Raw genomic sequence first — 25,090 nt, forward strand, 5'->3', positions numbered from 1 at the left:
CGACAAAAAGAATTGAACCCGAGTTTTTCTAACTCAAGTGCAATTCTTTTTGAGGTTCTCTCCTAGTTTCATTCCCCATAAACGCCTCCATCGTCGCCGCTGTATCAGACGAGATGCCGTCCTTCTTCACGACTTTCCCGACCGTCTGCAAGATGATCTTCCAGTCATTGAAGAACGTGACGTTGTCGACGTACTTTACGTCGAGCGCGAAGCGATCGGGCCACGACAACCGGTTCCGTCCGTTCACTTGCGCGAGGCCCGTCAGTCCAGGACGGACGTCATGTCGTCGACGCTGCTCCTTGTTATAACGCGGTAAATACTCAACGAGCAACGGACGCGGTCCGACGATGGCGATGTCGCCCTTGACGATGTTGAGCAAACTGGGCAGTTCATCGAGACTGAGCGACCGGAGCGTCTGACCGAACGGGGTCAAGCGCACCTCGTCCGGCAACAGCTCGCCGTGCTCATCCCGCTCATCGGTCATCGTCCGAAACTTCACCATCTCGAAGATGACGCCGTCCTTCCCGGGACGTTTCTGTTTGAACAGCACCGGTCCCCCGAGCTTCCACTTGATGAGACCCGCGACCGTCACGAGGACGGGACTCAATACGACGAGCGCGGCCGACGCGAGCACCACGTCTTGTGGCCGTTTGACGTACGTCTCATACACCCCCATCACACTTCCCCCTTTCCGAATCGCTTGCTTGGGATCATCGACCGGACCAAGTCTTTCTCGAATGCATCGACCGTGAACACCCACATAAAGATGGCGTAGGCGAGGACGAGTCCCATTCCTTTGAAGACGAAGCCGAGCAACGTGTCAGCTGGAAACAGATATTGGACGATGAAGCCGAGTCCGAGAACGAACAGTAATCCCGGGGCGAGCTTCACATGACACTCTCGGAAAAATCGGAACACGTCGAGCTTCAACACTTTCGCGTAGATGATGTTCATGAACAGCGTATTGCCGCTCAAGTATCCAATCATGACCGACAGCGCCGCTCCCGTCGCCCCGAACGGACCGCTCAGGAATGCCGAGAAGATCAAGGCGATCACCGCCGACATCACCATCCCGTACGCCCGGTAACGGACCTGGTTCGTCGCGACGAGATGGATGTTGGCAATCTCTTGCGGTAGCGTAATGATCCCCATCGCGATCAACAAGGCCGCGACGACATACGACTCTTTGAAGTCGTCCCCGACCCAGAAGTGGATGAACTCCGCGCCCATCGCGATGAACACCATCGTGATGAGCCCGATGACGTACAGTTGGATGCGACCGACCCGAATCATCAAGTTCTCGATATCTTTCAAACCGCCCGAGTGGTTGAGCCGGGTCACTTTTGGCAAAAACAGCGAGTTGACGGCCGTGGCGATCAACAGGACGTATCCTTCAATGACCATCCCGATCGAGAAGATAGCGACGGCGACACCACTCGCGAAGATGACGAGCACGGTCGGCATGATGTGCATCAAGAAATTTTGCGTCGCCGACACGGTCGTCTGCCATGAGGCGAAGACGAAAATCTCACGATACATCCCTTTTCCCGACGCGGTGAAGTCGATTTCCGTGTCCGTTCCTTTCCAGACGTACAGCAACTTACACAAGTTGATCAGCAAAATCATCGCCGCGTTGACTACAACGAGGGCATAAACCCCATAACCCATAACGAGCGCCCCGATCGTGAAGCTGACGATTAGGATTTTCTCGAGGAAGAGCAACGTGTTCAGCTGGATGAAACGCTCGTTGACGATAAAGACAGCGTCGATCGGTTTGGCGAGCAGCGTGATCAAAATATAGAAACCGACAATCGGATACATGACTTTCAACTTCTCCATGTCACTCGCGCTCAAATTGCCGTAAATGACGTCGAGCAGGAAGTAGAGGACAACGAGGACGACCGTCAATAAGAGCGTCAAGAAGAAGAACAGTTTATAGGCGATGCCGAGAAAGCGAATCTCTCCAGCACGGTCACCGTGCGTCCGATAGTTGCTGAGGAAACGGGCGACGACGACCTCGAGCCCGAGGTTGAACGCGAAGATGGCGATAATCGAGAACGACAGGACGTATAACCCATAGTCCCCTTGCCCAATCTTGCTGATCATCCACGGCGTGTAGAGGAGCCCCGAGATGATGTTGAACCCGATCGATCCGTACGAGACCAAGGCGCCGTATTTGATTTGATTCGAACTCGCCTGTTCCGGTTCGATGGCATATTTGGTCGCCATGGTAGAGCCTCCTCATTGATACGTATAGTAGTAGGCGTCCTTGCCTTGACGCGACTCGCGGCGGTTCAAGACGATGCCGAGAATCTTCGCCCCGGTCATGAGCAGCTGGTCGCGTGCTTTGACGACCTCGTCCCGGTCGGCCGATTCACAGCTGAGGACGAGGATCGCCCCGTCGACTTCCTGGGCAATAATCCGGCTGTCTGCCACCTGCATGATTGGCGGTGCGTCGAGCAGGATGATATCAAAGTCGTCCTTCACATGATCGAGCATTTCCCGGAACGCCGGGGCCGCCAGTAACTCCGACGGGTTCGGCGGGACGACGCCCGCGACCATGACGTATAAGTTGTCGAGCTGGGTCGGTTGGATGGCCGCCTCGGCCGTCGAGCGCTTGGCAAGCACGTTCGAGAGCCCGATCCGTGAGTCGATATGGAAGATTTGATGGATCGTCGGGCGACGCATGTCACAGTCGACGAGTAGGACGCGCTTGCCGAGTTGTGAGTAGACGACGGCCAAGTTGCTCGCGGTCGTCGACTTGCCTTCCCCCATCGACGTCGAGGTGATGAGCAGCGTCTGCAGCTTCGAGCCGAGCGACGTGAACTCGAGGTTCGTCCGGAGCGTCCGATATTGCTCCGAGATCGGTGACTTCGGCTCGTAAATGGTGATCAAGTTTTTTGTCATCCGGTTATGATAGTTTTCGTTGCGTTTTCGGAACATACGGTTCACCCTCCTTTACGACTTTTGGTTCCTGCGGCTTCCGTTTCTCAGGTTTCGCGACTTGGCGATCAAACAACGGGATTGACGCGATGACCGGGATACCAAGGATGGCTTCGGCCTCGGCCTCGGAACGAATCTGTTTGTTGAACAAGTAACGCATGAGCACGATGCCGCTGCTCAAGATGAAACCGACCAAGACACCGAGTGCCGTGTTTCGTGGGATATTCGGTTCGACCGGTTCGGCCGGGATGAACGCCGGCGATAAGATTTGCGTATTGTCGATATTCATTAATTTCGGTACCTCGTTCGAGAAGACGCGTCCGAGCTCGTTCGCAATCGTGGACGCGAGCGCTGCCGAGTCAGCCGTTGCTCGGATGGTGATGACTTGCGAGTTTTCCTCGCTCTCGATGACGATTTGGTCCTCGAGTTTCTCCGGGGCGCTGGCGATATTCTCGCGCACCTCGTTCAAGATGATCGGACTCTTCATGATGATTCGATACGTATTGACGAGCCCTTGGGACGATTGAATCTGCGTACTGTCGAGCGTCTCCGTCCCCGTTTGTTTCGGCACGACGAGGATCTGGGTCGATGCCTCGTACGTCGGTGGGATGACGTAACGGCTGAGCGAATAGGCGATGCCCCCGACTAGGACCATGGTGAACAGGATGACCCATTTCTTCGTTTTCAGGATGAACCAAATATCGCGAATCGATGCGTTGATGTCTTTCACGGCAACCTAACCTCCTTCATTGGTGCGACTCAAAGTTGTATGCGTTGTTGGATAATGACCATTTCCCCGTCCCGCTTCCCGTCAAATACAAACAGGAAGGAGATGCCTATCATTTTTTTGAAAGATTTGTCTACGTCGTAACGACAGGCGGAACGGGCTGTTTCGCTTGTTCGGCCCGGTGTCGGCTATAGGCGACGACAAAGACGAGCAAAATCAACAGATAGGCGATGGCGCGGAGCCGCAGCGCGGTCCCGATATTATCGTTCGTGATGGCGATCAAGCCGTTCCAGACGAACGCCTGCATCAAGATGAACTGTTGCACTTTCGTGACGTAGGCGCGTCGTGACCAAAGGAACAACAGGATGAGCGTCATCGGCAACGCCTCGATGAAGAAGACGAGCAAGATGGTGAGGCCGCGTACGTCCCATGGGAGCGGGCCGACGAGGTTGCCGAGGTAACTGTGCACATAATTGACTAAGAAACCGAAGTAGTTTGATGCGTCGAGCCGGATGCCCATCTGACTGCCCCCGGCGAGGAAGCCGATCCCGTCGGAGCGATACTGGAGCGCCGAGCGGAGCGTCTTGTCGACGATCGGCACTTGTACGTCCATGAAGAACGTATAGATGATGCCGAAGATGACGAGGGCGAGCGTCAGGATGACAAACGGTCCGGCGATTTTACGCACCGCTTGAAGTGACAGCCAAAGGACGGTCGCCATGACGAACGACAGAAGCGCATATGTCCGGAACTCACCGAGCAGCCAGACGGTCGGAATCAAGAGCAAGAAGTATGTCCAATTCTTCTCGAACAGCCAACGGATCGCGAGATACGTAGCGGCGATATAGAGCATGTAAATCCAGACGTCCCGGTAAATCGATGTCGTGATGTTGATGAACAGGCTGATATAGGCGATGAAACTGAACAGCGCGTATAGATAGGCGTAGTGGCGGATGCGTTCTTCCTTTTCCCCGAGCTCTGCCGTCGCGAGCTGGATAGCGACGAGTTTCAAGGCGAAGTGGATAAGGAGCGCCATGCCGACGAAGTTGAACAGCCGGATAGCGAACACACTCTCGGTGCCAATCAACTGCATCAGCTTACCGATGACCCATGGATAGATTGACGTCCGGATCCACGACAAGTCGTAAAACACGTTCATCGCCTGTTCCCAGTAGAAGACGCCGTCATCCCCTTCCCCGAACAAATGGTACGACACGCCGTTCCCGGTCGCGTAAATCGCGAGCGCGTAAAAGACGGTCGTCGCGAGCAGATAATAGAACAACACCAAGTACTTGACGACGCCGACCTCGGTATCGAGTTTCATGCGTCTCCCTCCTCTCTTCAGGCGATCGGTCGATCAAAGCTCTCATAGATGCGTCGCATCTCCGTCTTCGAGCGGTCGACGTCGAACGCTTTGACCGACTCGCTGTTATGGAGCCCCATCTGATGGGACAAATCGAAATCGAGTTGCATCGTCCGGATGGCCCGGGCGAATCCGGCCACGTCTTCCGGCGAACATTTATAACCGGTCACCCCGTCAATCGAATAGTCATTGATGCCGTGCACGTTCGACGTGATGAGCGGGAGTCCGGCAGCCATCGCCTCGAGCGCGGCCATGCCGAGCCCTTCCCGTTTCGACGGAAAGACGAAGCAGTCCGACGCCTTCATCACTTCGATGACGTCGTCCCGGAAACCGAGCAAGGTCACTTGCCGCTCGAGTCCGAGTTCCCGGATGAGCCGCTCGAGATGGTCCTTATTGTCACCCGTCCCGGCGATCAAATAGCGGAGCGTCGGTTCTTTGAGCGAGGCGATGGCGCGGATGATCGTCTCGTGGTTCTTGTTCTCGTTCAACTCGCCGACCGACAACAAGACGAAGTCGGTGTCGCTGTCGATGCCGAGCGTTCGACGTTTGGCGGGACGGTCGATGATGACCGCCTCGATCCGTTTCGTGTCGACGCCGATTCCCGGGATGCGGAACGTGTGCGACGTCTTGAACGTCTGCGCCCGCGAGAAGTCCTCTTCGTTGATGGTGACGATCGTGTCGGTCATGCGGGCGAGCGTCCGTTCGACCGGATAATACAGCATCCAGTTGAGCGACGGGCTGCCTTTGAAAAAGTGGAAGCCGTGCGCCGTGTACATGCATGGGGTGTGCGTCTGGCGCGCGACGAGCCGGCCGACGACCCCGCCGATCGGCGAGTGGCAGTGGATGAAGTGATAGCGGTTCGCCGTCATGACGGCTTTCAACTGTTGATAGGCGCGGACGTGGCCGTTCATCTTCTTGATGTCGCGCTCAAAATCGATTTGGAACAGTGTGACGCCGTTCGCTTCTAAGTCCTGTTTGATGCGGGCGATCTTCTCCGGCGAATACATGCTGCCCCATTCAAAGTTCGTGGCGACATCGACTTGATACCCCATCTCTTGGAGCATACGGATATTATCGCGGTTGAAGCTCTCGATCATCGAGACGACCGAGGCGACCATGAGCACTCGTTTCATCGTTTTCTCCTCCTCACACACGTTTCCGAAGATAATCGACCCCATGCAACATCAAGACGAGCGGGACGGTCCGTTCGTGCTTACAGAGCTGGAAGAACGTCCGCCACTTCACATCGAAATGCTCGAGCTCCATCTGCGAATAGGCCTGTTTATATTCGTCCTGGCGGAGCACTTGTTTGAGCGACTCGGCCTGAGCGAACAGCGACTTCGGTGCCGCGAGTTCATTCAAGCCGATGCCGATCATGCTTAGGGCGATGCGGTTGTGGAGGGCCTGCATATACTCCTCGCCGAGGTGGTGCGTCTCGATGTAGCGCATCAAGATGTGGAAGAATTGTAGCCGCGATGTGACGAGATCCCGTTTATACGCACTCGACATCGAACCCGCGTCCGTCTTCCGGTAATGGTAGACCGGGTAGTCGACATAGACGAAACGCTGACAGTTCTCGAGCGCCTCGATTTGGAAGTAGAGGTCGTTGAACGTACCGTACGGACCGGACCCGAACGTGAGGTGTTTGACGAGATCACGGTGATAGAGCGTGAAACAGTTCGAATTGAGGGCGTCGACGTTTTCCGGGTGGGCGAGCTCTTCCCCGACCAATCCGAACAAGCGACGATGGACGTGGCGCTTCGTCTCGTCCGTATCGAACGACAAAAAGTCCGCATCAAAGATTTTCTTCGGTAGCGATCGGCCCTTGTACTCCCGGACGTATGTGCCCATGACCGCATCGGCCCGTTCCCGTTCGGCATGCTCGACGAGGACACGAACCGCATCGAGGTCGAGCCAATCATCGCTATCGATGAACATGATGTACTCCCCCGTGGCCATGCCAAGCCCCCGGGTGCGGCTAAAGGCGCAGCCCCGGTTCGTTTGGTCCAGCACTTGGACACGCGGGTCATGAATATATTCCATCAAGATGTCGTGGCTGTCGTCGGTACTGCCGTCGTTGATACAGATGATCTCGACGTGCGGATACGTCTGTTGCGTCAAGCTGTCGAGACACTGACGGACGTAGGCGCTCGCGTTGTAGACCGGGACGACGAGACTGACGAGCGGGGTGAGGCTTGGCATGTGGGTCACTCCTTCTAGGTTGTCGTTTCATGATGTGAGTGAGAAATGGGGATGATTCTATCCTCGTTGTTCCCGTAAGCTCTTTCTGGTAACTCACAAACGGAATGAGCCGTGGATAATCTTTTCGTGAATTATAAAAAACGAAAAAAGCCGACCCTTCGGTCAGCTTCGCATGTCACTGAAGTTGTTCTTGCCGCAAGTTGCGGAAGATGTTCTCGAACAAACGCTCCTTCACTCGGTCCGACACGTACGAATTGTGCGGGGTGAGCGTCACCCACTCGAAGTTATAGAGCGCATGATCCGACGGGAGTGGTTCGGTCTCAAACACATCCAAGGCGACCCCGAAGAACTTGCCGTCCTCGAGCGCCGCGATGAGCGCCTCTTCATCGATGATCGACCCGCGCGCCACATTCAATAGGACGGCATCTTCTTTCATCGCCGCAATCGCCTCGGCATCGATCACATGATACGTGTCGTCGGTGAGCGGTAAGGCGATGACGACGACGTCGCTCTCTGCCAACACGTCGGGCAACTCATCCATCAACACGTAACGGTCGACGAACGGCACCCGTTTCTCACGATGACCGACACCGATGATTGTCATATCGAACGCACGGAGCCGAGTCGCGATCGCCTCCCCGACGTGACCGAGGCCGAGCAAGGCGACGGTCTTCCCAGTCAGTTCACGTAAACGACGTTCCTTCTCCCAATACCGGTTCGCCTGTTTCTCTCGGAACGCCGCCCCCTGTTTCATAAAGTCGAGCAGCTGCCAGACGACCCATTCGGCCATCGGCACGGCATATGTGTCACCGGCATTGTAGACACGGATGCCTCGATCTTCGAGCTCGTCGAGCGGGAGACGGTCGAGTCCGGCACTGACGGCTTGGACGAACTGTAGCTGTTTAAAATCGTCGACGTGACAATATTGGAACACGTTGTTACAAATCAAGCCCTCGACTTCTGAGACGTCGATGTCTGTGACATCCGCCTCTTCACGGAGCGTCGTCACTGTATAGCCAAGTTGTTCGAGTTTTGCGAGTTGTTCAGGAGTCAACCGCACTCCTGTCGACAGCAAATTCAAGATAAGATCCCCTTCCGGTTCTGGATTTCCGTCGCGATGGCATCGACGGTCGAGACGAGGCTCAACCGGTTCAATTCCAACCACTCCGGTGTCGCGTGTTCGAGCTGTTGCTCGTACGCTCTAATTTTCCATACCCCTTCTTGGAACATTTGTGCCTGTCTGGCGTCAAATTTTCCGGTCGACCCGATGTTGCAAAAGCTGCGCGACAAGATGGCGAGCGCCGAGCCGAGTCGGACGTGCTCCCCGAGCACCTTCTCGGCCGGAAGTTTCCCTTCCCCGATGCGGGCGATGCCCCCGAAGCCATACGGGATGCCGACCGCCTGCATTTGACGCGTGACCGTCTCGACCGTCCCGTCGGCGAGCGGCTCGAACAGAAAACTCTGCCCGTAACTGAGATGCAGGTCGTTCAATCCGATATGGACGTAGTCGATACCCGGTAATTTGAGCACGTCCGGCATACAGGCGACGGCCTCTTTCGTCTCACACAACAGACAGACATCGGCCCGCTTATCGACGAGCTCGATGAACGTCGCGACTTCGTCGACCGTCTTATAGTATGGCAACATGACGACGTCGGCCCCGCGATTGATGACTTCATTGATCTCATAGCGCGAGCCTTGGAAGATCGGATTGACGCGGACGAGCAGCTCCGCATGCTTCAAGACCGCGCGCAACCGGCTCACGTCGCGAATCGCATGGCGTGAGATGACCGTATCGAGATGGCCTTGCCGTTCCTCTTTCCCGTTCAATTCCAAATCGACGAACACCCAGTCGACCCCGTTTTGTTCCGCGAGCAGCGCGATATCCGGCTGGTTCGTGATATACATCAGTTTCAAAGGCATGGCGAGCACTCCTCCCATCAGTAGATTACCTTAGGAAAATAGCCCGTCCGAAAAACAACAAAACGGAAATGCGGATAATGCTTTTGGATTGTAAATGGGAAGTTTACAGATTTTTGAACAAATCCCTTTATAGAAAGTCACACCTCTTCCCTTCGAATATGCTTTGACATCAAATCATGTTCGCAACTTCCTTTTTGTTTTGTTTCAAATGCGGGGAATCGGAAATAAGTAACGTACAGAACCATATTTTCGACAGTTTTCGGCAAAAAAGGGGTGACCAATCATGGAATGGATTGTGATATTTGGTGCAGGCGGTCACGCACAAGTCATCATCGATATTCTTGAATTGATGGGACTCTACCGGATCGCAGGAATTTATGACGACAACCCAGCCTTAATCGGGAAGTTCATCGCCGGGTACCCCGTGCTCGGTCTCGTCCATTCCAACGTCGTCGCCCAGAAAGGCATCATCGGAATCGGCGACAACGTCCAGCGCGAGTCACTCGCGCGTGCCATCCGCGAACGGACACCAAACTTTGAATTCGTCAGCGCCATCCACCCGAGCGCCGTCATCGGCAAGAACGTGACGCTCGGTGAAGGGACGGCCGTCATGGCCGGCAGCGTCATCAATCCGAACGCCGTCATCGGTCCGCACAGCATCATCAACACGATGGCATCGGTCGATCACGACTGTGTGCTCGAACCGTTCGCCTCAATCGCCCCGGGTGCCCATCTCGGCGGCAACGTCCATGTCGGCGCCCGCACGTTCATCGGCATGAGTGCGACGGTCATCCACAACGTCCATATCGGCCACGACACGGTCATCGGTGCCGGTGCCACGGTCGTGAAAGACATCCCGAACCACGTCGTCGCCTACGGCTCCCCGGCCAAACCGATTAGGGGTCGGATCATGAACGAACGATACTTGTGAACACAAAAACGAGGTCTCCCCGCGTCGGGTGACCTCGTTTTTTTCATTTCAGCTCGCGATGCAGCTCACGGTCGGTGATATAGTCCGGTTCAAGTTTCAAAATAATCCGCTCGAAATAGCGTTGGAGCAGGTACATCCCGACGACGAGAACGGCGAGTGTTAGGAAAATGGATGGTCCCGGTAAACCAAAATCGTACCATCCCAAGATTAAGTAAAGAATCGCTAAACCGGACAACGTCATCCAGAACGGCAACCGGACGAGCCGTTGATACGTCGCATTATCGTTGAACGAGGCTCGAATCGTGCCGAACCGCCACTCACGGACGAGGAGCGGAATGACGCCAAGAAAACCGAAACCAAGCAAGAGATATTCAGATTGGTCGACCTTATCGATCAGTGTCCCGGTGATGATGAACGATGCGACTGCTAAAATGATGGCCCAGCGCTGACTTTGTTTTGCGTAGTCGACGAGGCGGCGGATATGTTGTTCACGTCTCATGATATACCTCCCTGATTCTCGCTTTTTTTATATTACGAAAACCAAACCTGTCTGGTTTCAACACTTATTGGATCAGAAGCAGTCGTATTCCTTTTTGTTTAGTCTATTTATAGACTCCATATTTCCAACCCTAAACCTACTCCGTCTTCTTTTGAATAGATTGCTTTCAAGTCGTAGATGGAATTCGCCTGCGGTTTTAACATCGTCCTCAACTCGATAAGGGGGTAATTAGCGCGAAATACATCATGTCCGACTGCAATAATGATTGCGTCTAGTTCTCTTAGTTTCTCCCGCGATACTAAAGGTTGTGAATAATACAATTCTACATCTGACGCGTTCGCTTCCGGATCATGAATAATTACTTCTATACCATAATCGTTCAAAGACGACACAATATCAAACACCTTCGAATTCCGTACGTCGCTGCAATTTTCTTTGAACGTGGCACCTAAGACACCTACTCGAATCGCACCTGATAAACGCTTTTGACGAATCAAGTTTTTGATCACTCGTTGGGTAACGAATTCTCCCATCGAATCATTGACAGCTCGTCCCCCTGAAATAATTTGTGAATGATACCCAAGTTGCTCTGCTTTGTAAATAAAATAGTAAGGATCTACTCCAATGCAATGTCCACCAACTAAACCAGGCTGGAACGGCAAGAAGTTCCACTTTGTACGAGCAGCCGCCAAGACTTCTTGCGTGTCGATTTCCATGCGATCAAATACCATCGAGAGCTCATTCATGAACGCTATATTGATGTCACGTTGAGCATTTTCAATTACTTTTGCTGCTTCCGCCACTTTGATGGACGGGGCGCGGTAAGTTCCTGCTTGAATGATAGTCCGATATAAAGCGTCTATACGTTCAAGCGCTTGTTCGTCAGAGCCAGATACAATTTTTTGAATCGTTGTCAGTTTATGAACCTTATCACCTGGATTAATACGTTCTGGCGAGTAGCCTACCTTAAAATCACTTTGAAATACAAGTCCACTTCCGGCCTCAAGAATGGGAACACAAATCTCCTCTGTCGTACCGGGATAAACGGTAGATTCAAAAATAACTAAATTCCCTGGCTCCAAGACTTGGGCAATCTTTCGAGTCGCTTGAATGATGGGATCAAGATTTGGGGTTTTATCTGCGTTAATCGGTGTTGGGACTGTGACAATATAGGTAGTGCACGCCGCTAGCATTTCCTCTTCAGTTGTAAGTGTAGCCGCTGTCTCTAGCAAGGCCTGTTCCCCTACCTCTTGAGTGACATCAACTTGTTTTAGATAAGAAGCCACTTTCTCGTGGTTCGTATCATATCCGACAACATCAAAAAATTTAGCGAATTCAATCGCTAGCGGTAATCCGACATATCCCAATCCAATGACGCCTATCGTTTCTTTTAATTCCATATAATCGCGCCTACTTTCCCTTCATCATCTTGATATCGCTTTGAGTGAATCAGCGGACCACTCCCCAGCTCGCCAAAGCGAAAACTTATGATAATCGTAAGTTTGTTCCCAGTAGTCCATCCAATCCTTGATTGTCTGCCCATCGGCCCACCAAATAGAAGTTGAGACCCCATCTTCTATGAAAGTGGCATGAAGTACGCTGCTACTTGGGTCACGCACTACCGTGGTCCCTTTTGGAATCATAGATTGAGCGTCCATCTCGGTTAGAGACGTAACCGTTCCTTCCTTAAAACGAAAGCCTCCCGTTGCAAGAGCAATCGTCCAATCGTGACGTTGCCCCAGTTGTTCATGTAACTGATCAAAGAATGCATAGGTCGCTTTTGGACCTGGCTCGTCTGGCGTGTGAAAACCATGGACATTGTACGCCATGACCACGTACTCGATTCCGGAAGGAAGATGGATGTCTTGAAACGATAGGCTCGGTTCCAAGACAACCCGTAAAGCCATCCCTTTTTCTTTTAGTCGTTCGCGAGCGCGCTCTAAAAACGCCGTATATTCGTTAAAACTTGTTACAGGAATTTTTTCGAAATCAAGCTCGACTCCTGCAAAGGGATGCTGATCAAGCACGTCAAACACTTGATCCCAATATACTTCTTCGAGATTAGGATTTTGAAGCATACTCGTGATGACATTCGGATCTTTTTGGGTGACTGTGTCTCCTACGAACCGATCATTGACTAGAGTTAAATAAATCGGTTTATCATTAATCGATTTGCTAGAGAATACCGTATCGATAAGCTCCTTACTTTGTTCCGTTTGGTAAAGGTGACCCGCCTCATCCACATAACTTGTAAATAAAAATAGTCGATCTAATTCAGCGTCAATCGCTATTGTGTCAGCCACACTCGCTTCACTAGCCCAATCTACAAGCCACCAAGATAAATCAGTTGAAACTTCCTTAGTCGGTTCAGTGAATTCAGGCTCGTCACATCCATACAGCCCTAACAACGTCATGAATACCAGTGGATAAATAACTCTTTTCATAAAGCGTACTCCCTTTTAAAACGTCTCGATAAAGTAATCAACGGTCCGGTCCCAACGTGTTTTCAACTGCCCGATGATTCGTTCAGACCGTGTCGGAGCTGTATCATAAATCACTTGATCGCTTTGCTCAATTCTCAATCCTTCAAACGTGGAATCATAAATCGTTCCTTCATCTTTCTGAAAACCGGTATTTGATTGGAGCGATTGCCCACCCAGTTTCACATAGAACGTGTCTTTAATGTCAGATGGCACGCTCAACATTTGTTTTCCATCGATCCAAACGGACAACTCCTCAGCATCTAGATGCAACTTCAATTGTCGATCATTCGGTAACGTGCGTGGATACTCTCCCTCTACGATACGGGAGCCAGCTTGTGTATCTTCATACGTATATTGGGTTGCCTTATTGAACGAAAAGTCTTTACCCTCCCAGTCAATAGGAGAAAGCATGACTTGTTTAATTTTTTTCTTCTCTCCTAATTCGTCTTCATAAAGAGACAATATATTCTTAGCTAACGCGAGAACGTATGTCTTTCCAGTGCTCGAATCTTGGAGTGAAATGCTCTGTTCACCCATCACTGCCCCAGTCATTCGCGTTGTCAGTGTGGAGTCTGTAGGAATCTCATCCTGTAGCGTCACAATCCCCTCTTTTCCGGGATAGGTCGTGACAATCAGGGACTCTTTCCCAGCTTCTAACACAGCATTTGTTGTTTTGAAACGAGCAGACAGTGTAGCATCTCCTTCAAAGAAAGAAATGTCATATGGAGAATCTTGTTGGAGCTTCATCAACAAATGATTGACCGACCATGCTGGAATTGCTTGAACTCTCGTCAAATTATAGATGTCTGACTCGTTGTCATTATAAGCTGTCTGATCACGGTTGAAATGAATCCCGAAAGTGTCTCGAATGTTCTTGTCGTTCACTTCTTCTACGTATTCATTCATATTATTGTACAAAGAATTCGCATGCATAATCGCATAACTTTTGGGGACAAATCCAAACGACGATTCATAAATCGTCTTCATATTGGCATAGTCCTTTGTAATCCGGTTCTCCATCTCTTGTTTCGACTCTGTAGAAATCAAATACTCGTCACGTAAATAGTCCATTAAGTAATGATTGTAGTATTCAATATCAGTTTTATCAGGCACATCATTCTCCGGAATCACCCCTAAAAGTTCACCCTGATCATTGAATGTATTGATGTAAGTCAGTTGATACCCGTTTGAACCGAGCTCCCAATAACCACTGCGTATCATCGGCTTCAAATCACGCGGTTTCAAGAATTTAGTATCAGAGCTCTCCATCTTGTCCGCATATGTGAACATCGTAGCTCGGTAATTTAAGGCTTCAAGCACAGGCTGCGCAAAAATACTGGAGTCATTTCGACCATCTTCAAATGATAAAAATAATGCTTTTTCGGGAAGTGCATCTCCGTTTTCTAGAAAGTTCGTCACTTGATCTTGAGAGATTGTTTCAAACCCTTGCTCTCTTAAAAGGGTTAACTGTTGTCGAAGGGTGTCACGACCAACATATTTAGAAGACTCATTCCTAGCCACTCCGAAGTAAGAGAGCGCCACAAACCCTTTCGTATTCGTATATTTGCTTGCATCGGAAGGATCGTACCGATCCGTAATCCATACGATGCGTATTAAGGTGACGACAAGCAATAATAGAATAACTGCTTGTATCACCGTACTGATACGCTTTCGTCGATTTTTCGATGCGACATTAAATGACTTACTGCTCATCGTCTCGACTATCCCCTTTCATTGCGAAAAACGGAAATGGCCGTCGTTTCGTTCGTCGTTCTTGCTTTTTATTCTGTTCCAGTACATCTTGAGGCGTGTCTCGAGTTCCCCATGTCGACTTCCAGAATGTGACCCACGCAACTGGCATCTGCCAGAGGAGGACAAATTCATAAAAAAGAACAAAGACAATGCCGAAAGACCAAAGTTTACTTTTGCGGAAGAAGAGATGCGCGAAGCTCATCATCAATGCCATCAATAACAACCCGAGTAAGAAAGTCGTCGGGAAAATGCCATATCGCGCCGGCACATAAATTAAATTGTAAGTAACGACGATTGGAGCGGCAATCGGGACAATTAGACCGACGATAAAGAATGCCGCCATAAAAGGCTCCTTACGCCAAACAAATCCTAGAGCGCGGAGTGATTCACGCAACCATGAACGTTTCCAACGCATTTGTTGACGTAAAAATACGCCTGTTTTAGATGGAACAATTGTCGAGCAAACAGCAAGATCTTGATAACTTGTTCGGTGGGTTTTCAAGATGAAATTCGTCATACTGCGATCATCACCAAATGTTGCCGGATGACCTAAGAAGCGTTGATTTAACCAATCTTCCGAGTTTTTGAGGACGAGATCTTTTCGGTAGCATGAGAGGGGGCCTGATAGACATGTCACACAGTCAAACCACGATTCGGCCGCTTTCATAATTCGGAAAGCTACGTAATATCGGACAGTCTGTAGTTTTGTGAGTGCGTTCGTGAATTTATTCTCCACTTCAGTGCGTCCGGCTACGCCGCCCATTTCTGGATCTTGAAACGGTTGAACCAAGTTACGAATTGCTGTCGGTTCTAAGAAACTATCAGAATCAACGAAGACTACTAAGTCATGTTTGGCCATCTTGACACCAACGACGAGTGCTTCTCGTTTTCCGGCGTTTTCACTCAGAACGTGAAAACGCATCCTTGCTTTTGTATCGAAGCGCTCTCCATTGGCATCAATTTTTTCAAAAGCACGTCTTACGCGTTCAGCAGTTTGATCAGTTGAACAATCATCGACGACAATCACTTCAATCTTGTCAATTGGATAAGCTTGGTCGATGCAGCTAATGATTGTTCGTTCAATCCACTCCTCCTCGTTAAATACCGGAATGATAATCGACACACCCGGTTCATAGTCCAAGTTAATCGGCACATTCCGATACAAGAGTCCAAATAGATAACGACTAAGCAAGAAAGTAGCCGCTAACAAACTGTAAAAATATAAAAACTTGTTAAATCGAAAATAAATGACACTTTCTGCCCTCATCAAAATAACGAGCAACGTGATGAACAGGAGAAAAGCACTCGCCATGAAAATCGATAAACCCCAACGGCGTCGCTTGAAATAAAGGTCGAGCGGTTTTTCAAATATGAACGCCATGAATGTGATTTCTTCGCCTTCTATAAGTTCAACAAATGTTCGAACTTTCTTCGCGGATATACTAACTTTCGCTTCATACCCCTCTGGCATCGCGCCATCAGGAATTGTGAATTTTAAATGCACTGCCGCATCGAAAGATGTTTCTTGCTCCCCTGCCGGCAACTCGAGTAAAATTCCCGTCGTTGAGATATTATGACACCGTAGCGTCGCTGATTTTTTGTTGTATTTAATTGTCACAGGAAAGTCAACCACGTACCGCTGTCCTTCTAATTTTTTCTTATACATCTCATTCGGATTCTCGCTGACTCCATGCTCGAGAAATCCTCTGCGATCGATTGACCGTCGTACACCTTCTGGGTCTGGGATATTCGATAGGATTCGTCTGTCTTGAAGCGGCTGAAGAATAGTCTCTTTTTGTTCGTTCATCTCATTCGCTGTCGTTGACAGCTCCCTCCTTTTCTAACATCTTTGATATCGGTTGAATAGAATAACCGTCTCGATGTAAGGTTTCAATCACATCCGGTAAAACGTCTAAGGTGTGTGACTCGTCAAGCAGGTGCATCGTGATGATGCTACCTGGTTCGACAGCTGTCATAATCCGGTCATATACTTCTTCAGGCTCAATCTCCATATTCCAATCCCACGAGGCAATGTCATAGAGCATAATATAATCGACGCCCGTAGCTGTAATCACCCGAGCCGCTTCATCCGTCATGATGCCTTGAGCTGGGCGGAAATAATTCAGTGGTTTCTCTTGGAGCGCTTCCGTCAAAATTTCATCAGAACGCACCACATCTTGTTGTAGTTCATCGGTCGTCATCTCTGTGACCACTTGGTGGTGATAAGAGTGACTTGCGATTTCATGACCTCGCTCTAAAATCAGCCGGGCAAGTTGCGGATTCTGCTCCACGCCCCGCGTAATTAAGAAAAATGTTGCTTTTACGTTATATCGGTCTAATACATCAAGCAATTCTAATGTTCTCGTTTCACTCGCCCAATCATCAAATGTCAACGCAACTTTTCGTTCGTCTGTTTGAAATTGGCGAATCACTTTTGGCTGTGTAGCTTCATCAAACGATTGTTCTTTAAGCCCATTCGAAGGAATCGTACGTCCAGTGACATAGCTCATATTCTCTAGCTCTTCTAACGTGGAGAACACATATTTTCGGTCATTCATTCTTTCTGCTAACAAATCAATCAATGGGATAATTTCAGGATTCAAATATGTATTTAACTCAATGATTGCTCCTCGAGAAACAAACCGGTCAATGTAGGCAAGCATCTCTTCCGCAGACTGCATCATTCGATCTTTCGGATTAATAGTCGACGTAACGACCCGTTGGTTCAATTGAGAGGCGGCCAGTTCAAAGTATTCTGTGCTATCGCCTGATTTAGAACGGACGTATTCAGGATCAAGTGAAAACCGATCCCGTAACACTTGGTCAGCTAGAAATATTTCACGATATGCTTCTTCGTAAGATAGCTTGTCGGGTGCTACTAAATTGAGTGTATTGTTTTGAACGGAATGACCAGCATCAATAATCGTCTCAATCAATTCCGGATTTTCTGCTGCCTGCATGCCCGGCACGAAAAAAGTCGCTGTGATATTTGAACGTTTCAACGCGTCCAATAATTCCATCATCGTCTGATCGTCTGCTAAGCCATTAAATGTGAGTGCAATAGAAGGATTTGTCGTTTGTACTGTAGTTAGGGGAGGTAGAGCCGGAAGTGATGCTTTTGGAATCTCAAGCGATGGTTTCACTGTTTCAATTACTTTCTCATCTTGGCAGGCCGCGAGGAGAACCATACTGACTAATATTGAGGATATGAATGAATAGAATTTCATATGATGTTCCTTTCATTTCTGTAATGATGATTTCAAGTACAATACGTCCATCATAAAAAAATGTTTCATAAAGAGGATGTGATTTTTCAATGTTTGGTCAATATTTAGGTGTATAGCTCTATTCCAATGTGCAACTATACGCCTAATCCTATCCTTATATCTCATCTTTTTAAGATTTTTGTCTAAAATAAGAAATCTGAAAATTCCTAAATGTAAGCGTTGACATTTTGTTTTGACACATGCTACATTTCAAGTATCAAATAACAACTGAATGGTCTCCTGCGCAGGAATGTTACCTTTAGTGGGCATAACCTGACTCGAGTCAGATGGTAGACGTGATTTCACGTATCTCATCTGACACGGGTCAGGTTTTTTATTTGACGCAAATGCCAAAATCCAATGGAAAAGGAAGGTATGGACATGAAATATGAACAGCTCGCACGCGACATTATCCAACACGTCGGCGGCAAAGAGAACGTCAACAGCGTCGTCCACTGTATCACCCGTTTGCGCTTCAAATTAAAAGACGAACGCAAGGCCAACACGGAAGCCATCAAAAACATGGACGGTGTCGTCACCGTCATGAAGAGTGGCGGCCAATACCAGGTCGTCATCGGCAACCACGTCCCGGACGTGTATAAAGCGGTCGTTGAAGTCGGCGGCTTCCAAAACCAGTCACCTGTTGAAGAAGAGGACGGCCCGAAAGGATCATTGTTCAGTCGGTTCATCGATATCATCTCTAGCATTTTCACCCCTGTCCTCGGCGTCTTGGCCGCGACCGGGATGATCAAAGGGTTCAACGCCCTCTTCGTCGCCCTCGGTTGGCTCGACGCCACATCCGGCACGTATCAGCTGTTGAACGCCATCGGCGACTCGTTGTTCTACTTCTTCCCGATCTTCCTCGGCTATACGGCCATTAAGAAGTTCGGCGGCAGTCCGTTTATCGGGATGGCCATTGGGGCGGCGCTCGTCTATCCGACGCTGTCGACGCTCACGGCCGGTGACCCGCTCTACACCGTCTTCGCCGGCACCATGTTCGAGTCACCGATCCACATCACGTTCCTCGGTGTGCCGGTCATCTTGATGACGTATTCGACATCGGTCATCCCGATCATCATCGCGGCGTTCTTCGCAGCGAAGCTCGAGAACTTCTTGAAGACGGTCATTCCGGACGTCGTCAAAATGTTCATCGTCCCGCTTCTTACATTACTTATCATCGTCCCGCTCACGTTCATCTTGATTGGACCAATCGCGACATGGGCCGGTATGTTGCTCGGTAGCGCCACGGTCGCCGTCTACAACTTGAGCCCGCTCGTCGCCGGTCTCTTCCTCGGTGGCTTATGGCAAGTGTTCGTCATCTTCGGTTTGCACTGGGGACTCGTCCCGGTTGCCATCAACAACTTGACGTCACTCGGCTCGGACCCTGTACTCGCACTCGTCTTCGCGGCTTCATTCGCGCAAATCGGTGCCGTACTCGCAGTCTTCCTCCGCATTAAAAATCAAAAGATCAAAACGCTCAGTATCCCGGCCTTCATCTCAGGCATCTTCGGTGTCACCGAGCCGGCCATCTACGGGGTCACGCTTCCACTTAAGAAACCGTTCATCATGAGCTGTATCGGTGGTGCCGTCGGTGGTGGAATCATGGGCATCATGGGTACACAAGTGTATATGATCGGCGGACTCGGCGTCTTCGGTTACCCGTCGAACATCTCACCGGAAGGACTCACGACCGGCTTCTACGGATCACTCATCGGGACGGCCGTCGCCTTCGTCGTCGGTTTCGTCTTGACGTACTTGTTCGGTGGCGTCAATAAAGCGGTCGCCGCAACGCCACAACCAGAAGTCACACCGGTCGCAGAAGAAGTATCGGCCACAAAAGTCGGCCAAGAACAGATCCTCAGCCCGCTCGCCGGGAACGTCGTCAACTTGAAAGACATCTCGGACGTCGCCTTCTCATCCGGTTCACTCGGCCAAGGCGTCGCCATCGAACCGACGGAAGGCAAACTTGTCGCCCCGGTATCTGGTACGGTGTCCGCCCTCTTCCCGACGCATCACGCCATCGGCATCACGACCGAGACGGGTGCCGAGGTGCTCATCCATATCGGCATGGACACGGTTCAGTTGGAAGGCAAACACTTTAAAGCACACGTCACGCAAGGCGAGTTTGTCGAGAAAGGACAGCTGTTGATCGAGTTCGACCTCGACGCGATCAAACGCTCTGGCCGTGCTCTTACGACACCGGTCATCGTCACGAACCGGAAAGTGATCTCTCCGAACAAAGCGTCACACGTCCGTACGGGCGAACCGATTTTCGTCATCAACGAATAACTGTGGGAGGGCCCGTCCCTCCCCTACTTTAGAAAGGATGGATTTGATGAGTTTTCCAAACGGATTTTTATGGGGCGGCGCCATCGCCGCGAACCAAGCTGAAGGTGCGTACTTAGAAGGTGGGAAAGGCTTGACGACGGTCGACTTGTTGCCGACCGGGAAGAAGCGGTTCGACGTCATGTTCGGCGACTTGCCGTCTCTCGAGCCGGTGCCGGGTGAGTTTTATCCGTCACACGAAGCGATCGACTTCTATCACCGTTATAAAGAAGATATCGCGCTGTTCGCCGAGATGGGCTTCAAGGCGCTCCGCCTGTCCATCTCATGGGCCCGTATCTTCCCGAACGGTGACGACGCGGAGCCGAACGAGGCCGGTCTTCAGTTTTATGATGACGTCTTCGACGAACTGTTGAAGCACGGCATCGAGCCGGTCGTCACGATCGCCCACTTCGATGTGCCGGTCAGCCTCATCAAAAACTACGGCAGTTGGCGCGACCGTCGCGTCGTCGACTTCTTCGAGACGTACGCGACGACGCTGTTCACCCGCTATAACGGCAAAGTGAAATATTGGATGACGTTCAATGAGATCAATATGTTGTTGCACTTGCCGTTCATCGGCGCCGGTCTCGTCTTCGAGGACGGAGAGGACAAGCAGCAAGTGAAATACCAGGCGGCGCATCATCAGCTCGTCGCGAGCGCGAAAGCGGTCAAGGCGGCGCACGCCATCAATCCCGACATGCAAGTCGGCTGCATGCTCGCAGCCGGTCAGACGTACGCCTACTCGTGCAACCCGGACGACGTCCTGGACGCGATGGACAAGGACCGTGAATCGTTCTTCTTCATCGACGTGCAGTCGCGTGGCGAGTACCCAGGTTATGCGAAACGCTATCTCGATGAACACGGAATCACGCTCGAGATGGAAGACGGCGACCTCGAGCTGTTGAAACAGCACACGGTCGACTATATCGGTTTCAGCTATTACGCGAGCCGGACGACGAGCACGGACCCGGAAATCAACGCATCGACCGAAGGCAACATCTTCAGCTCGCTCGAGAACCCGTTCCTCGAGAAGTCGGAATGGGGTTGGACGATCGACCCGACCGGCTTCCGCATCACGGCGAACCAACTGTACGACCGCTACCAGAAACCGCTGTTCGTCGTCGAGAACGGACTCGGTGCGGTCGATACGCCGGACGCGAACGGCTACGTCGAGGACGATTACCGCATCGACTATATGGCGAAACATATCGAACAGATGCATGAGGCCATCAAGGATGGTGTCGAGATTCTCGGATACACGAGCTGGGGCCCGATCGACTTGGTCAGCGCCTCGACCGGCGAGATGAAGAAACGTTACGGCTTCATCTACGTCGACAAAGACAATGAAGGTAACGGGTCCCTCACCCGCTCGAAGAAGAAGAGCTTTGATTGGTACAAGCAAGTTATCACAACGAACGGCGAAAAAGTGACACCTCCCGTCAAAACCACATAAGCATGCGAATCGAACCGGTCCCGTTGACTGGTTCGATTTTTTATTAAAAAGATTTTTATAGTAACCGCTTGCATAAAAATATTTTTCATATTATGATTCAGGTGAAAATAATTTTAAGGAGGATTTATCTCATGTCACGTCTATTCGAACGGGCACAACAATTCGGGAAATCATTCATGTTGCCCATCGCCGTCTTACCGGCAGCGGGACTATTACTCGGGATCGGAGGTGCGCTCTCGAACCCGAACACGGTTCAGGCGTATCCATTCCTTGACATCACCTGGCTCCAGCATCTGTTCACCATCATGGCCGCCGCCGGGTCGATCGTCTTCGCCAACTTGGCTGTCCTCTTCGCGATCGGGGTCGCGGTCGGGCTCGCCAAGTCGGACAAAGGGACGGCCGGACTCGCCGCCATGCTCGGCTATCTGATTATGAACGCCACCATCAACGCCATGCTTCAAATCACGGGTGAGTTGATGGAGACCGATCTCGCCAGTGCCGGCCAAGGAATGGCGCTCGGGATTCAAACGCTCGAGACAGGCGTCTTCGGCGGGATTCTAATCGGGATTGTGACGGCGCTCTTGCATAACCGTTACAACAAGCAAGTGCTTCCGCAGTTCCTCGGCTTCTTCAGTGGATCGCGCTTCGTGCCGATCATCACGTCGTTCGTCGCCATCGGTGTCGGGATTGCGCTCTACTTCATCTGGCCGACAGTTCAAAGCGGGATCTTCTCGCTCGGTGGACTTGTCGACAAGACGGGCTATATCGGGACGTTCATCTACGGCTTCGTGCTCCGGATGCTCGGACCGTTCGGGTTGCACCACATCTTCTACATCCCGTTTTGGACGACCGGCCTCGGGGGCTCAATGGTCATCGACGGGACGTTGATCGAAGGGACGCAGAAAATCTTCTTCGCCCAGCTCGCCGACCCGAGCACGGCGCAGTTCTATGAAGGTACGGCCCGCTTCATGTCAGGTCGCTTCATCACGATGATGTTCGGTCTGCTAGGTGCCGCGCTCGCCATGTATCACTGCGCGAAACCGGAACAAAAGAAAGTTGTCTTCGGTCTCTTGTTCTCGGCGGCGCTCACGTCGTTCTTGACGGGGATCACGGAACCGCTCGAGTTCGCCTTCTTGTTCGTGGCACCGGTCCTCTACTTGGTCCACGCCATCTTTGACGGGCTCGCCTTCATGATGGCCCACATCTTCGAGATTACGATTGGTCAAACGTTCTCGGGTGGGTTCATCGACTTTATCTTATTCGGGGTTTTACAGGGAAATGACAAGACGAACTGGATGCTCGTACCGGTCATCGGTGCCTTCTGGTTCTTGCTCTACTACGTGACGTTCCGCTTCCTCATCACGAAGTTCAACTTCATGACGCCGGGACGTTCAGACGAGACAGCTGTGAAAGCAGCCGACGTCGACGCATCAGACCGCACGACAGCCATCATCGCCGCACTCGGTGGCGGTGCCAACATCGACACGGTCGACTGCTGTGCGACACGTCTCCGCGTTACCGTCAACGACCACCAACACGTCCGTGAGGATTTGTTGAAGGCGACGGGCGCCCACGGGGTCGTGCAAAAAGGAAATGGGATTCAAGTAATTTACGGTCCTTCTGTTACAATTATTAAGAATGAAGTCCAAGAGGCGTTAGGCCGGGGCGAATAACGAATTGTGTTGGAGGGAACAGCCGTGTGGGAACAAATGAAAGACGTCTATCCAGAGATGACGGACAGTGAGAAAAAGATTGCCGATTACCTCATGACGAATATGAACGACGCCATCGAGTTGACGATCACCGAGTTGGCGCAAGCCATCCAGACGTCACCTGGGACCGTGACCCGGTTCTGTAAAACGATTGGGGTCGGGAGCTATTCGGCACTGAAGCTCATGATGCAAAAGACATTGACGGAAACGAACTTGCCCCAGACGGCGACGTCCCTCGAACCGATGCAGCGGTCGTATATTGAATTGATTCAGACGACCGCCCACTTGATTGACCAAGAGGAACTACTCGCCATCTGCGATCATATCCGACGCTGCCGTTCGGTCCATCTATATGGGCTCGGGAACGCAGGACTCGTCGCCCAAGAGATGGAATATCGCTTGCGGCGGATGGGACTGCTCGCCACGACGGCGTTCGATAGCCACAGCATGGTCATGGACGCCTCGATTGCGACGAAAGACGACTTGATTATCGCCTTCTCGAACAGCGGCGAGAGCCGTGAGGTCGTCCAAGCCGTCCAGCTCGCCAAAGAATCGGGCTGCACGACCATCGCCTTCGTCGGCTACCAGCACTCCCCGCTCGCCGAGATCGTCGACCATCGACTGTTGACGGCCGGTGCGTCGGGCGAGGCGTTCTTAATCAACACACAACTCCCGCTCCTCTTCACTGCGGACGCGGTGACGAAGACGTTGATGGAAACGAATGAAGACTTAAAAGCGCATTATCTAAAAACACTGAAAGCGCTCGACCGATTAAAGGAAAGAAGTGATTAATGATGACCGATTTACCAACCGGATTGATCGTCTCGTGTCAGGCACTCGAGGATGAACCGCTCCATAGCGACTACATCATGGGCCGGATGGCCATCGCGGCCGTCCAAGGCGGCGCCAAAGGCATCCGTGCCAACTCGGCGAAAGACATCCGTGAAATCAAACAGCAAGTGAACGTCCCGATCATCGGGATCGTCAAACGCGACTATGCGGGCAGTGACGTGTTCATCACGGCGACGATGAAAGAAGTTGAGGAGTTGATTGAAGTCGGCGTCGACGTCATCGCCCTTGATGCGACGCACCGCTTACGTCCCGGCAACATGACACTCCAAGAACTCGTCCACGCCATCCGTTCGATTTATCCGAATCAACTGTTGATGGCCGACTGTGCGACGCTTGAGGACTGTATCGAAGCGGATCGACTCGGCTTCGACTACATCTCGACGACGCTCCACGGCTATACGGCCGAGACGAACGGCTCGCTCCTCTTCCACGACGACTTCAAGTTCTTGAAGGACGTGCTCGACCACGTCACCCAACCGGTCGTCGCCGAAGGCAATATCTTGACGCCTGAGATGGCGAAACGATGCATGGACCTCGGCACCCACGCCGTCGTCGTCGGTGGGGCCATCACGCGGCCACAACAGATTACGGCGCGGTTCGAAGAGGCAATGTCAGCGACGAATAAGACTGCTAACTAATTCGTTTTGCTTCATCGATTA

The 25,090-nt window shown here is 51.4% G+C and carries 21 protein-coding genes; 6 read left to right on the top strand and 15 right to left on the bottom strand.

From position 1 onward, the window contains the following. Positions 1-28 precede the first annotated feature (28 nt). The 9 genes from AC13H5_RS12040 to AC13H5_RS12080 form a co-directional block, all read right to left on the bottom strand. The gene (locus AC13H5_RS12040; protein WP_483545841.1) at positions 29-676 is read right to left on the bottom strand and encodes a sugar transferase; all 648 of its coding nucleotides are present in this window, start codon (positions 674-676) and stop codon (positions 29-31) included. After that, on the bottom strand, positions 676-2,229 hold the full coding sequence (locus AC13H5_RS12045) for a lipopolysaccharide biosynthesis protein (RefSeq protein ID WP_483545842.1): 1,554 nt from the start codon (positions 2,227-2,229) through the stop codon (positions 676-678). The genes AC13H5_RS12040 and AC13H5_RS12045 overlap by 1 nt, the downstream gene beginning before the upstream one ends. A gap of 12 nt (positions 2,230-2,241) precedes the next feature. Continuing rightward, on the bottom strand, positions 2,242-2,943 hold the full coding sequence (locus AC13H5_RS12050) for a CpsD/CapB family tyrosine-protein kinase (RefSeq protein WP_214796831.1): 702 nt from the start codon (positions 2,941-2,943) through the stop codon (positions 2,242-2,244). After that, complete coding sequence (locus AC13H5_RS12055) at positions 2,912-3,673, bottom strand: YveK family protein (RefSeq protein WP_058764481.1); 762 nt, start codon at positions 3,671-3,673, stop codon at positions 2,912-2,914. The genes AC13H5_RS12050 and AC13H5_RS12055 overlap by 32 nt, the downstream gene beginning before the upstream one ends. A 130-nt stretch (positions 3,674-3,803) precedes the next feature. Continuing rightward, positions 3,804-4,994, bottom strand: coding sequence for a hypothetical protein (locus AC13H5_RS12060; RefSeq protein ID WP_483545843.1), 1,191 nt, complete (start codon positions 4,992-4,994; stop codon positions 3,804-3,806). 17 nt (positions 4,995-5,011) lie between these two features. Further along, entirely contained in the window at positions 5,012-6,166 is a 1,155-nt protein-coding gene (locus AC13H5_RS12065) for a glycosyltransferase family 4 protein (RefSeq protein ID WP_483545844.1), read from the bottom strand. 13 nt (positions 6,167-6,179) lie between these two features. Further along, positions 6,180-7,235, bottom strand: coding sequence for a glycosyltransferase family 2 protein (locus AC13H5_RS12070; protein WP_483545845.1), 1,056 nt, complete (start codon positions 7,233-7,235; stop codon positions 6,180-6,182). A 175-nt stretch (positions 7,236-7,410) separates the two neighbouring features. Next, entirely contained in the window at positions 7,411-8,316 is a 906-nt protein-coding gene (locus tag AC13H5_RS12075) for an NAD(P)-dependent oxidoreductase (RefSeq protein WP_483545846.1), read from the bottom strand. Then, entirely contained in the window at positions 8,313-9,158 is an 846-nt protein-coding gene (locus tag AC13H5_RS12080) for an aldolase/citrate lyase family protein (RefSeq protein ID WP_483545847.1), read from the bottom strand. The genes AC13H5_RS12075 and AC13H5_RS12080 overlap by 4 nt, the downstream gene beginning before the upstream one ends. A 283-nt stretch (positions 9,159-9,441) precedes the next feature. Between AC13H5_RS12080 and AC13H5_RS12085 the strand changes: the two genes are divergently transcribed. Beyond that, positions 9,442-10,089 carry an acetyltransferase gene (locus tag AC13H5_RS12085; RefSeq protein WP_214796826.1) on the top strand — a complete coding sequence of 216 codons (648 nt, stop codon included), beginning with the start codon at positions 9,442-9,444 and terminating at the stop codon, positions 10,087-10,089. 43 nt (positions 10,090-10,132) lie between these two features. Here AC13H5_RS12085 and AC13H5_RS12090 read toward each other — a convergent pair whose 3' ends face one another. The 6 genes from AC13H5_RS12090 to AC13H5_RS12115 all read right to left on the bottom strand — a co-directional run bounded on the left by AC13H5_RS12090 (position 10,133) and on the right by AC13H5_RS12115 (position 18,050). Continuing rightward, on the bottom strand, positions 10,133-10,588 hold the full coding sequence (locus tag AC13H5_RS12090) for a hypothetical protein (RefSeq protein ID WP_214796825.1): 456 nt from the start codon (positions 10,586-10,588) through the stop codon (positions 10,133-10,135). 107 nt (positions 10,589-10,695) lie between these two features. Continuing rightward, the gene (locus tag AC13H5_RS12095; protein WP_483545848.1) at positions 10,696-11,988 is read right to left on the bottom strand and encodes a nucleotide sugar dehydrogenase; all 1,293 of its coding nucleotides are present in this window, start codon (positions 11,986-11,988) and stop codon (positions 10,696-10,698) included. A gap of 24 nt (positions 11,989-12,012) precedes the next feature. Further along, positions 12,013-13,032, bottom strand: a complete 1,020-nt coding sequence (locus AC13H5_RS12100; RefSeq protein ID WP_483545849.1) for a glycoside hydrolase family 18 protein — start codon at positions 13,030-13,032, stop codon at positions 12,013-12,015. A gap of 15 nt (positions 13,033-13,047) precedes the next feature. Further along, on the bottom strand, positions 13,048-14,784 hold the full coding sequence (locus tag AC13H5_RS12105) for a polysaccharide deacetylase family protein (RefSeq protein WP_483545850.1): 1,737 nt from the start codon (positions 14,782-14,784) through the stop codon (positions 13,048-13,050). Continuing rightward, positions 14,774-16,630: a glycosyltransferase family 2 protein gene (locus AC13H5_RS12110; protein WP_483545851.1), complete on the bottom strand. Its 1,857-nt coding sequence runs from the start codon at positions 16,628-16,630 to the stop codon at positions 14,774-14,776. The genes AC13H5_RS12105 and AC13H5_RS12110 overlap by 11 nt, the downstream gene beginning before the upstream one ends. A gap of 1 nt (position 16,631) precedes the next feature. Continuing rightward, on the bottom strand, positions 16,632-18,050 hold the full coding sequence (locus AC13H5_RS12115; RefSeq protein WP_483545852.1) for a polysaccharide deacetylase family protein: 1,419 nt from the start codon (positions 18,048-18,050) through the stop codon (positions 16,632-16,634). A gap of 420 nt (positions 18,051-18,470) precedes the next feature. Here AC13H5_RS12115 and AC13H5_RS12120 point away from each other — a divergent pair, with 420 nt between their 5' ends. The 5 genes from AC13H5_RS12120 to AC13H5_RS12140 all read left to right on the top strand — a co-directional run bounded on the left by AC13H5_RS12120 (position 18,471) and on the right by AC13H5_RS12140 (position 25,069). Then, positions 18,471-20,378, top strand: coding sequence for a beta-glucoside-specific PTS transporter subunit IIABC (locus AC13H5_RS12120; protein ID WP_483545853.1), 1,908 nt, complete (start codon positions 18,471-18,473; stop codon positions 20,376-20,378). Between the two features lie 37 nt (positions 20,379-20,415). After that, complete coding sequence (locus AC13H5_RS12125) at positions 20,416-21,867, top strand: 6-phospho-beta-glucosidase (protein WP_483545854.1); 1,452 nt, start codon at positions 20,416-20,418, stop codon at positions 21,865-21,867. A 131-nt stretch (positions 21,868-21,998) separates the two neighbouring features. Beyond that, positions 21,999-23,540, top strand: a complete 1,542-nt coding sequence (locus tag AC13H5_RS12130; protein ID WP_483545855.1) for a maltose/glucose-specific PTS transporter subunit IIC — start codon at positions 21,999-22,001, stop codon at positions 23,538-23,540. A gap of 24 nt (positions 23,541-23,564) precedes the next feature. Then, positions 23,565-24,371: a MurR/RpiR family transcriptional regulator gene (locus tag AC13H5_RS12135; RefSeq protein WP_483545856.1), complete on the top strand. Its 807-nt coding sequence runs from the start codon at positions 23,565-23,567 to the stop codon at positions 24,369-24,371. A 2-nt stretch (positions 24,372-24,373) separates the two neighbouring features. Next, entirely contained in the window at positions 24,374-25,069 is a 696-nt protein-coding gene (locus AC13H5_RS12140; protein WP_483545857.1) for an N-acetylmannosamine-6-phosphate 2-epimerase, read from the top strand. The last annotated feature ends 21 nt before the right edge of the window (positions 25,070-25,090 follow it).

It is taken from the genome of Exiguobacterium sp. FD-YE-25-4 (assembly GCF_057004685.1).

Bases quoted from the DNA above. Each gene is read 5' to 3' on its own strand.
- AC13H5_RS12125 (WP_483545854.1), top strand. From the start codon at position 20,416: ATGGATTTGATGAGTTTTCCAAACGGATTTTTATGGGGCGGCGCCATC.
- AC13H5_RS12040 (WP_483545841.1), bottom strand. From the start codon at position 676: ATGGGGGTGTATGAGACGTACGTCAAACGGCCACAAGACGTGGTGCTC.
- AC13H5_RS12130 (WP_483545855.1), top strand. From the start codon at position 21,999: ATGTCACGTCTATTCGAACGGGCACAACAATTCGGGAAATCATTCATG.
- AC13H5_RS12065 (WP_483545844.1), bottom strand. From the start codon at position 6,166: ATGAAACGAGTGCTCATGGTCGCCTCGGTCGTCTCGATGATCGAGAGC.
- AC13H5_RS12095 (WP_483545848.1), bottom strand. From the start codon at position 11,988: ATGGAATTAAAAGAAACGATAGGCGTCATTGGATTGGGATATGTCGGA.
- AC13H5_RS12085 (WP_214796826.1), top strand. From the start codon at position 9,442: ATGGAATGGATTGTGATATTTGGTGCAGGCGGTCACGCACAAGTCATC.
- AC13H5_RS12080 (WP_483545847.1), bottom strand. From the start codon at position 9,158: ATGCCTTTGAAACTGATGTATATCACGAACCAGCCGGATATCGCGCTG.
- AC13H5_RS12050 (WP_214796831.1), bottom strand. From the start codon at position 2,943: ATGTTCCGAAAACGCAACGAAAACTATCATAACCGGATGACAAAAAAC.
- AC13H5_RS12140 (WP_483545857.1), top strand. From the start codon at position 24,374: ATGACCGATTTACCAACCGGATTGATCGTCTCGTGTCAGGCACTCGAG.
- AC13H5_RS12100 (WP_483545849.1), bottom strand. From the start codon at position 13,032: ATGAAAAGAGTTATTTATCCACTGGTATTCATGACGTTGTTAGGGCTG.
- AC13H5_RS12060 (WP_483545843.1), bottom strand. From the start codon at position 4,994: ATGAAACTCGATACCGAGGTCGGCGTCGTCAAGTACTTGGTGTTGTTC.
- AC13H5_RS12090 (WP_214796825.1), bottom strand. From the start codon at position 10,588: ATGAGACGTGAACAACATATCCGCCGCCTCGTCGACTACGCAAAACAA.
- AC13H5_RS12120 (WP_483545853.1), top strand. From the start codon at position 18,471: ATGAAATATGAACAGCTCGCACGCGACATTATCCAACACGTCGGCGGC.
- AC13H5_RS12045 (WP_483545842.1), bottom strand. From the start codon at position 2,229: ATGGCGACCAAATATGCCATCGAACCGGAACAGGCGAGTTCGAATCAA.
- AC13H5_RS12070 (WP_483545845.1), bottom strand. From the start codon at position 7,235: ATGCCAAGCCTCACCCCGCTCGTCAGTCTCGTCGTCCCGGTCTACAAC.
- AC13H5_RS12115 (WP_483545852.1), bottom strand. From the start codon at position 18,050: ATGAAATTCTATTCATTCATATCCTCAATATTAGTCAGTATGGTTCTC.
- AC13H5_RS12110 (WP_483545851.1), bottom strand. From the start codon at position 16,630: ATGAACGAACAAAAAGAGACTATTCTTCAGCCGCTTCAAGACAGACGA.
- AC13H5_RS12105 (WP_483545850.1), bottom strand. From the start codon at position 14,784: ATGAGCAGTAAGTCATTTAATGTCGCATCGAAAAATCGACGAAAGCGT.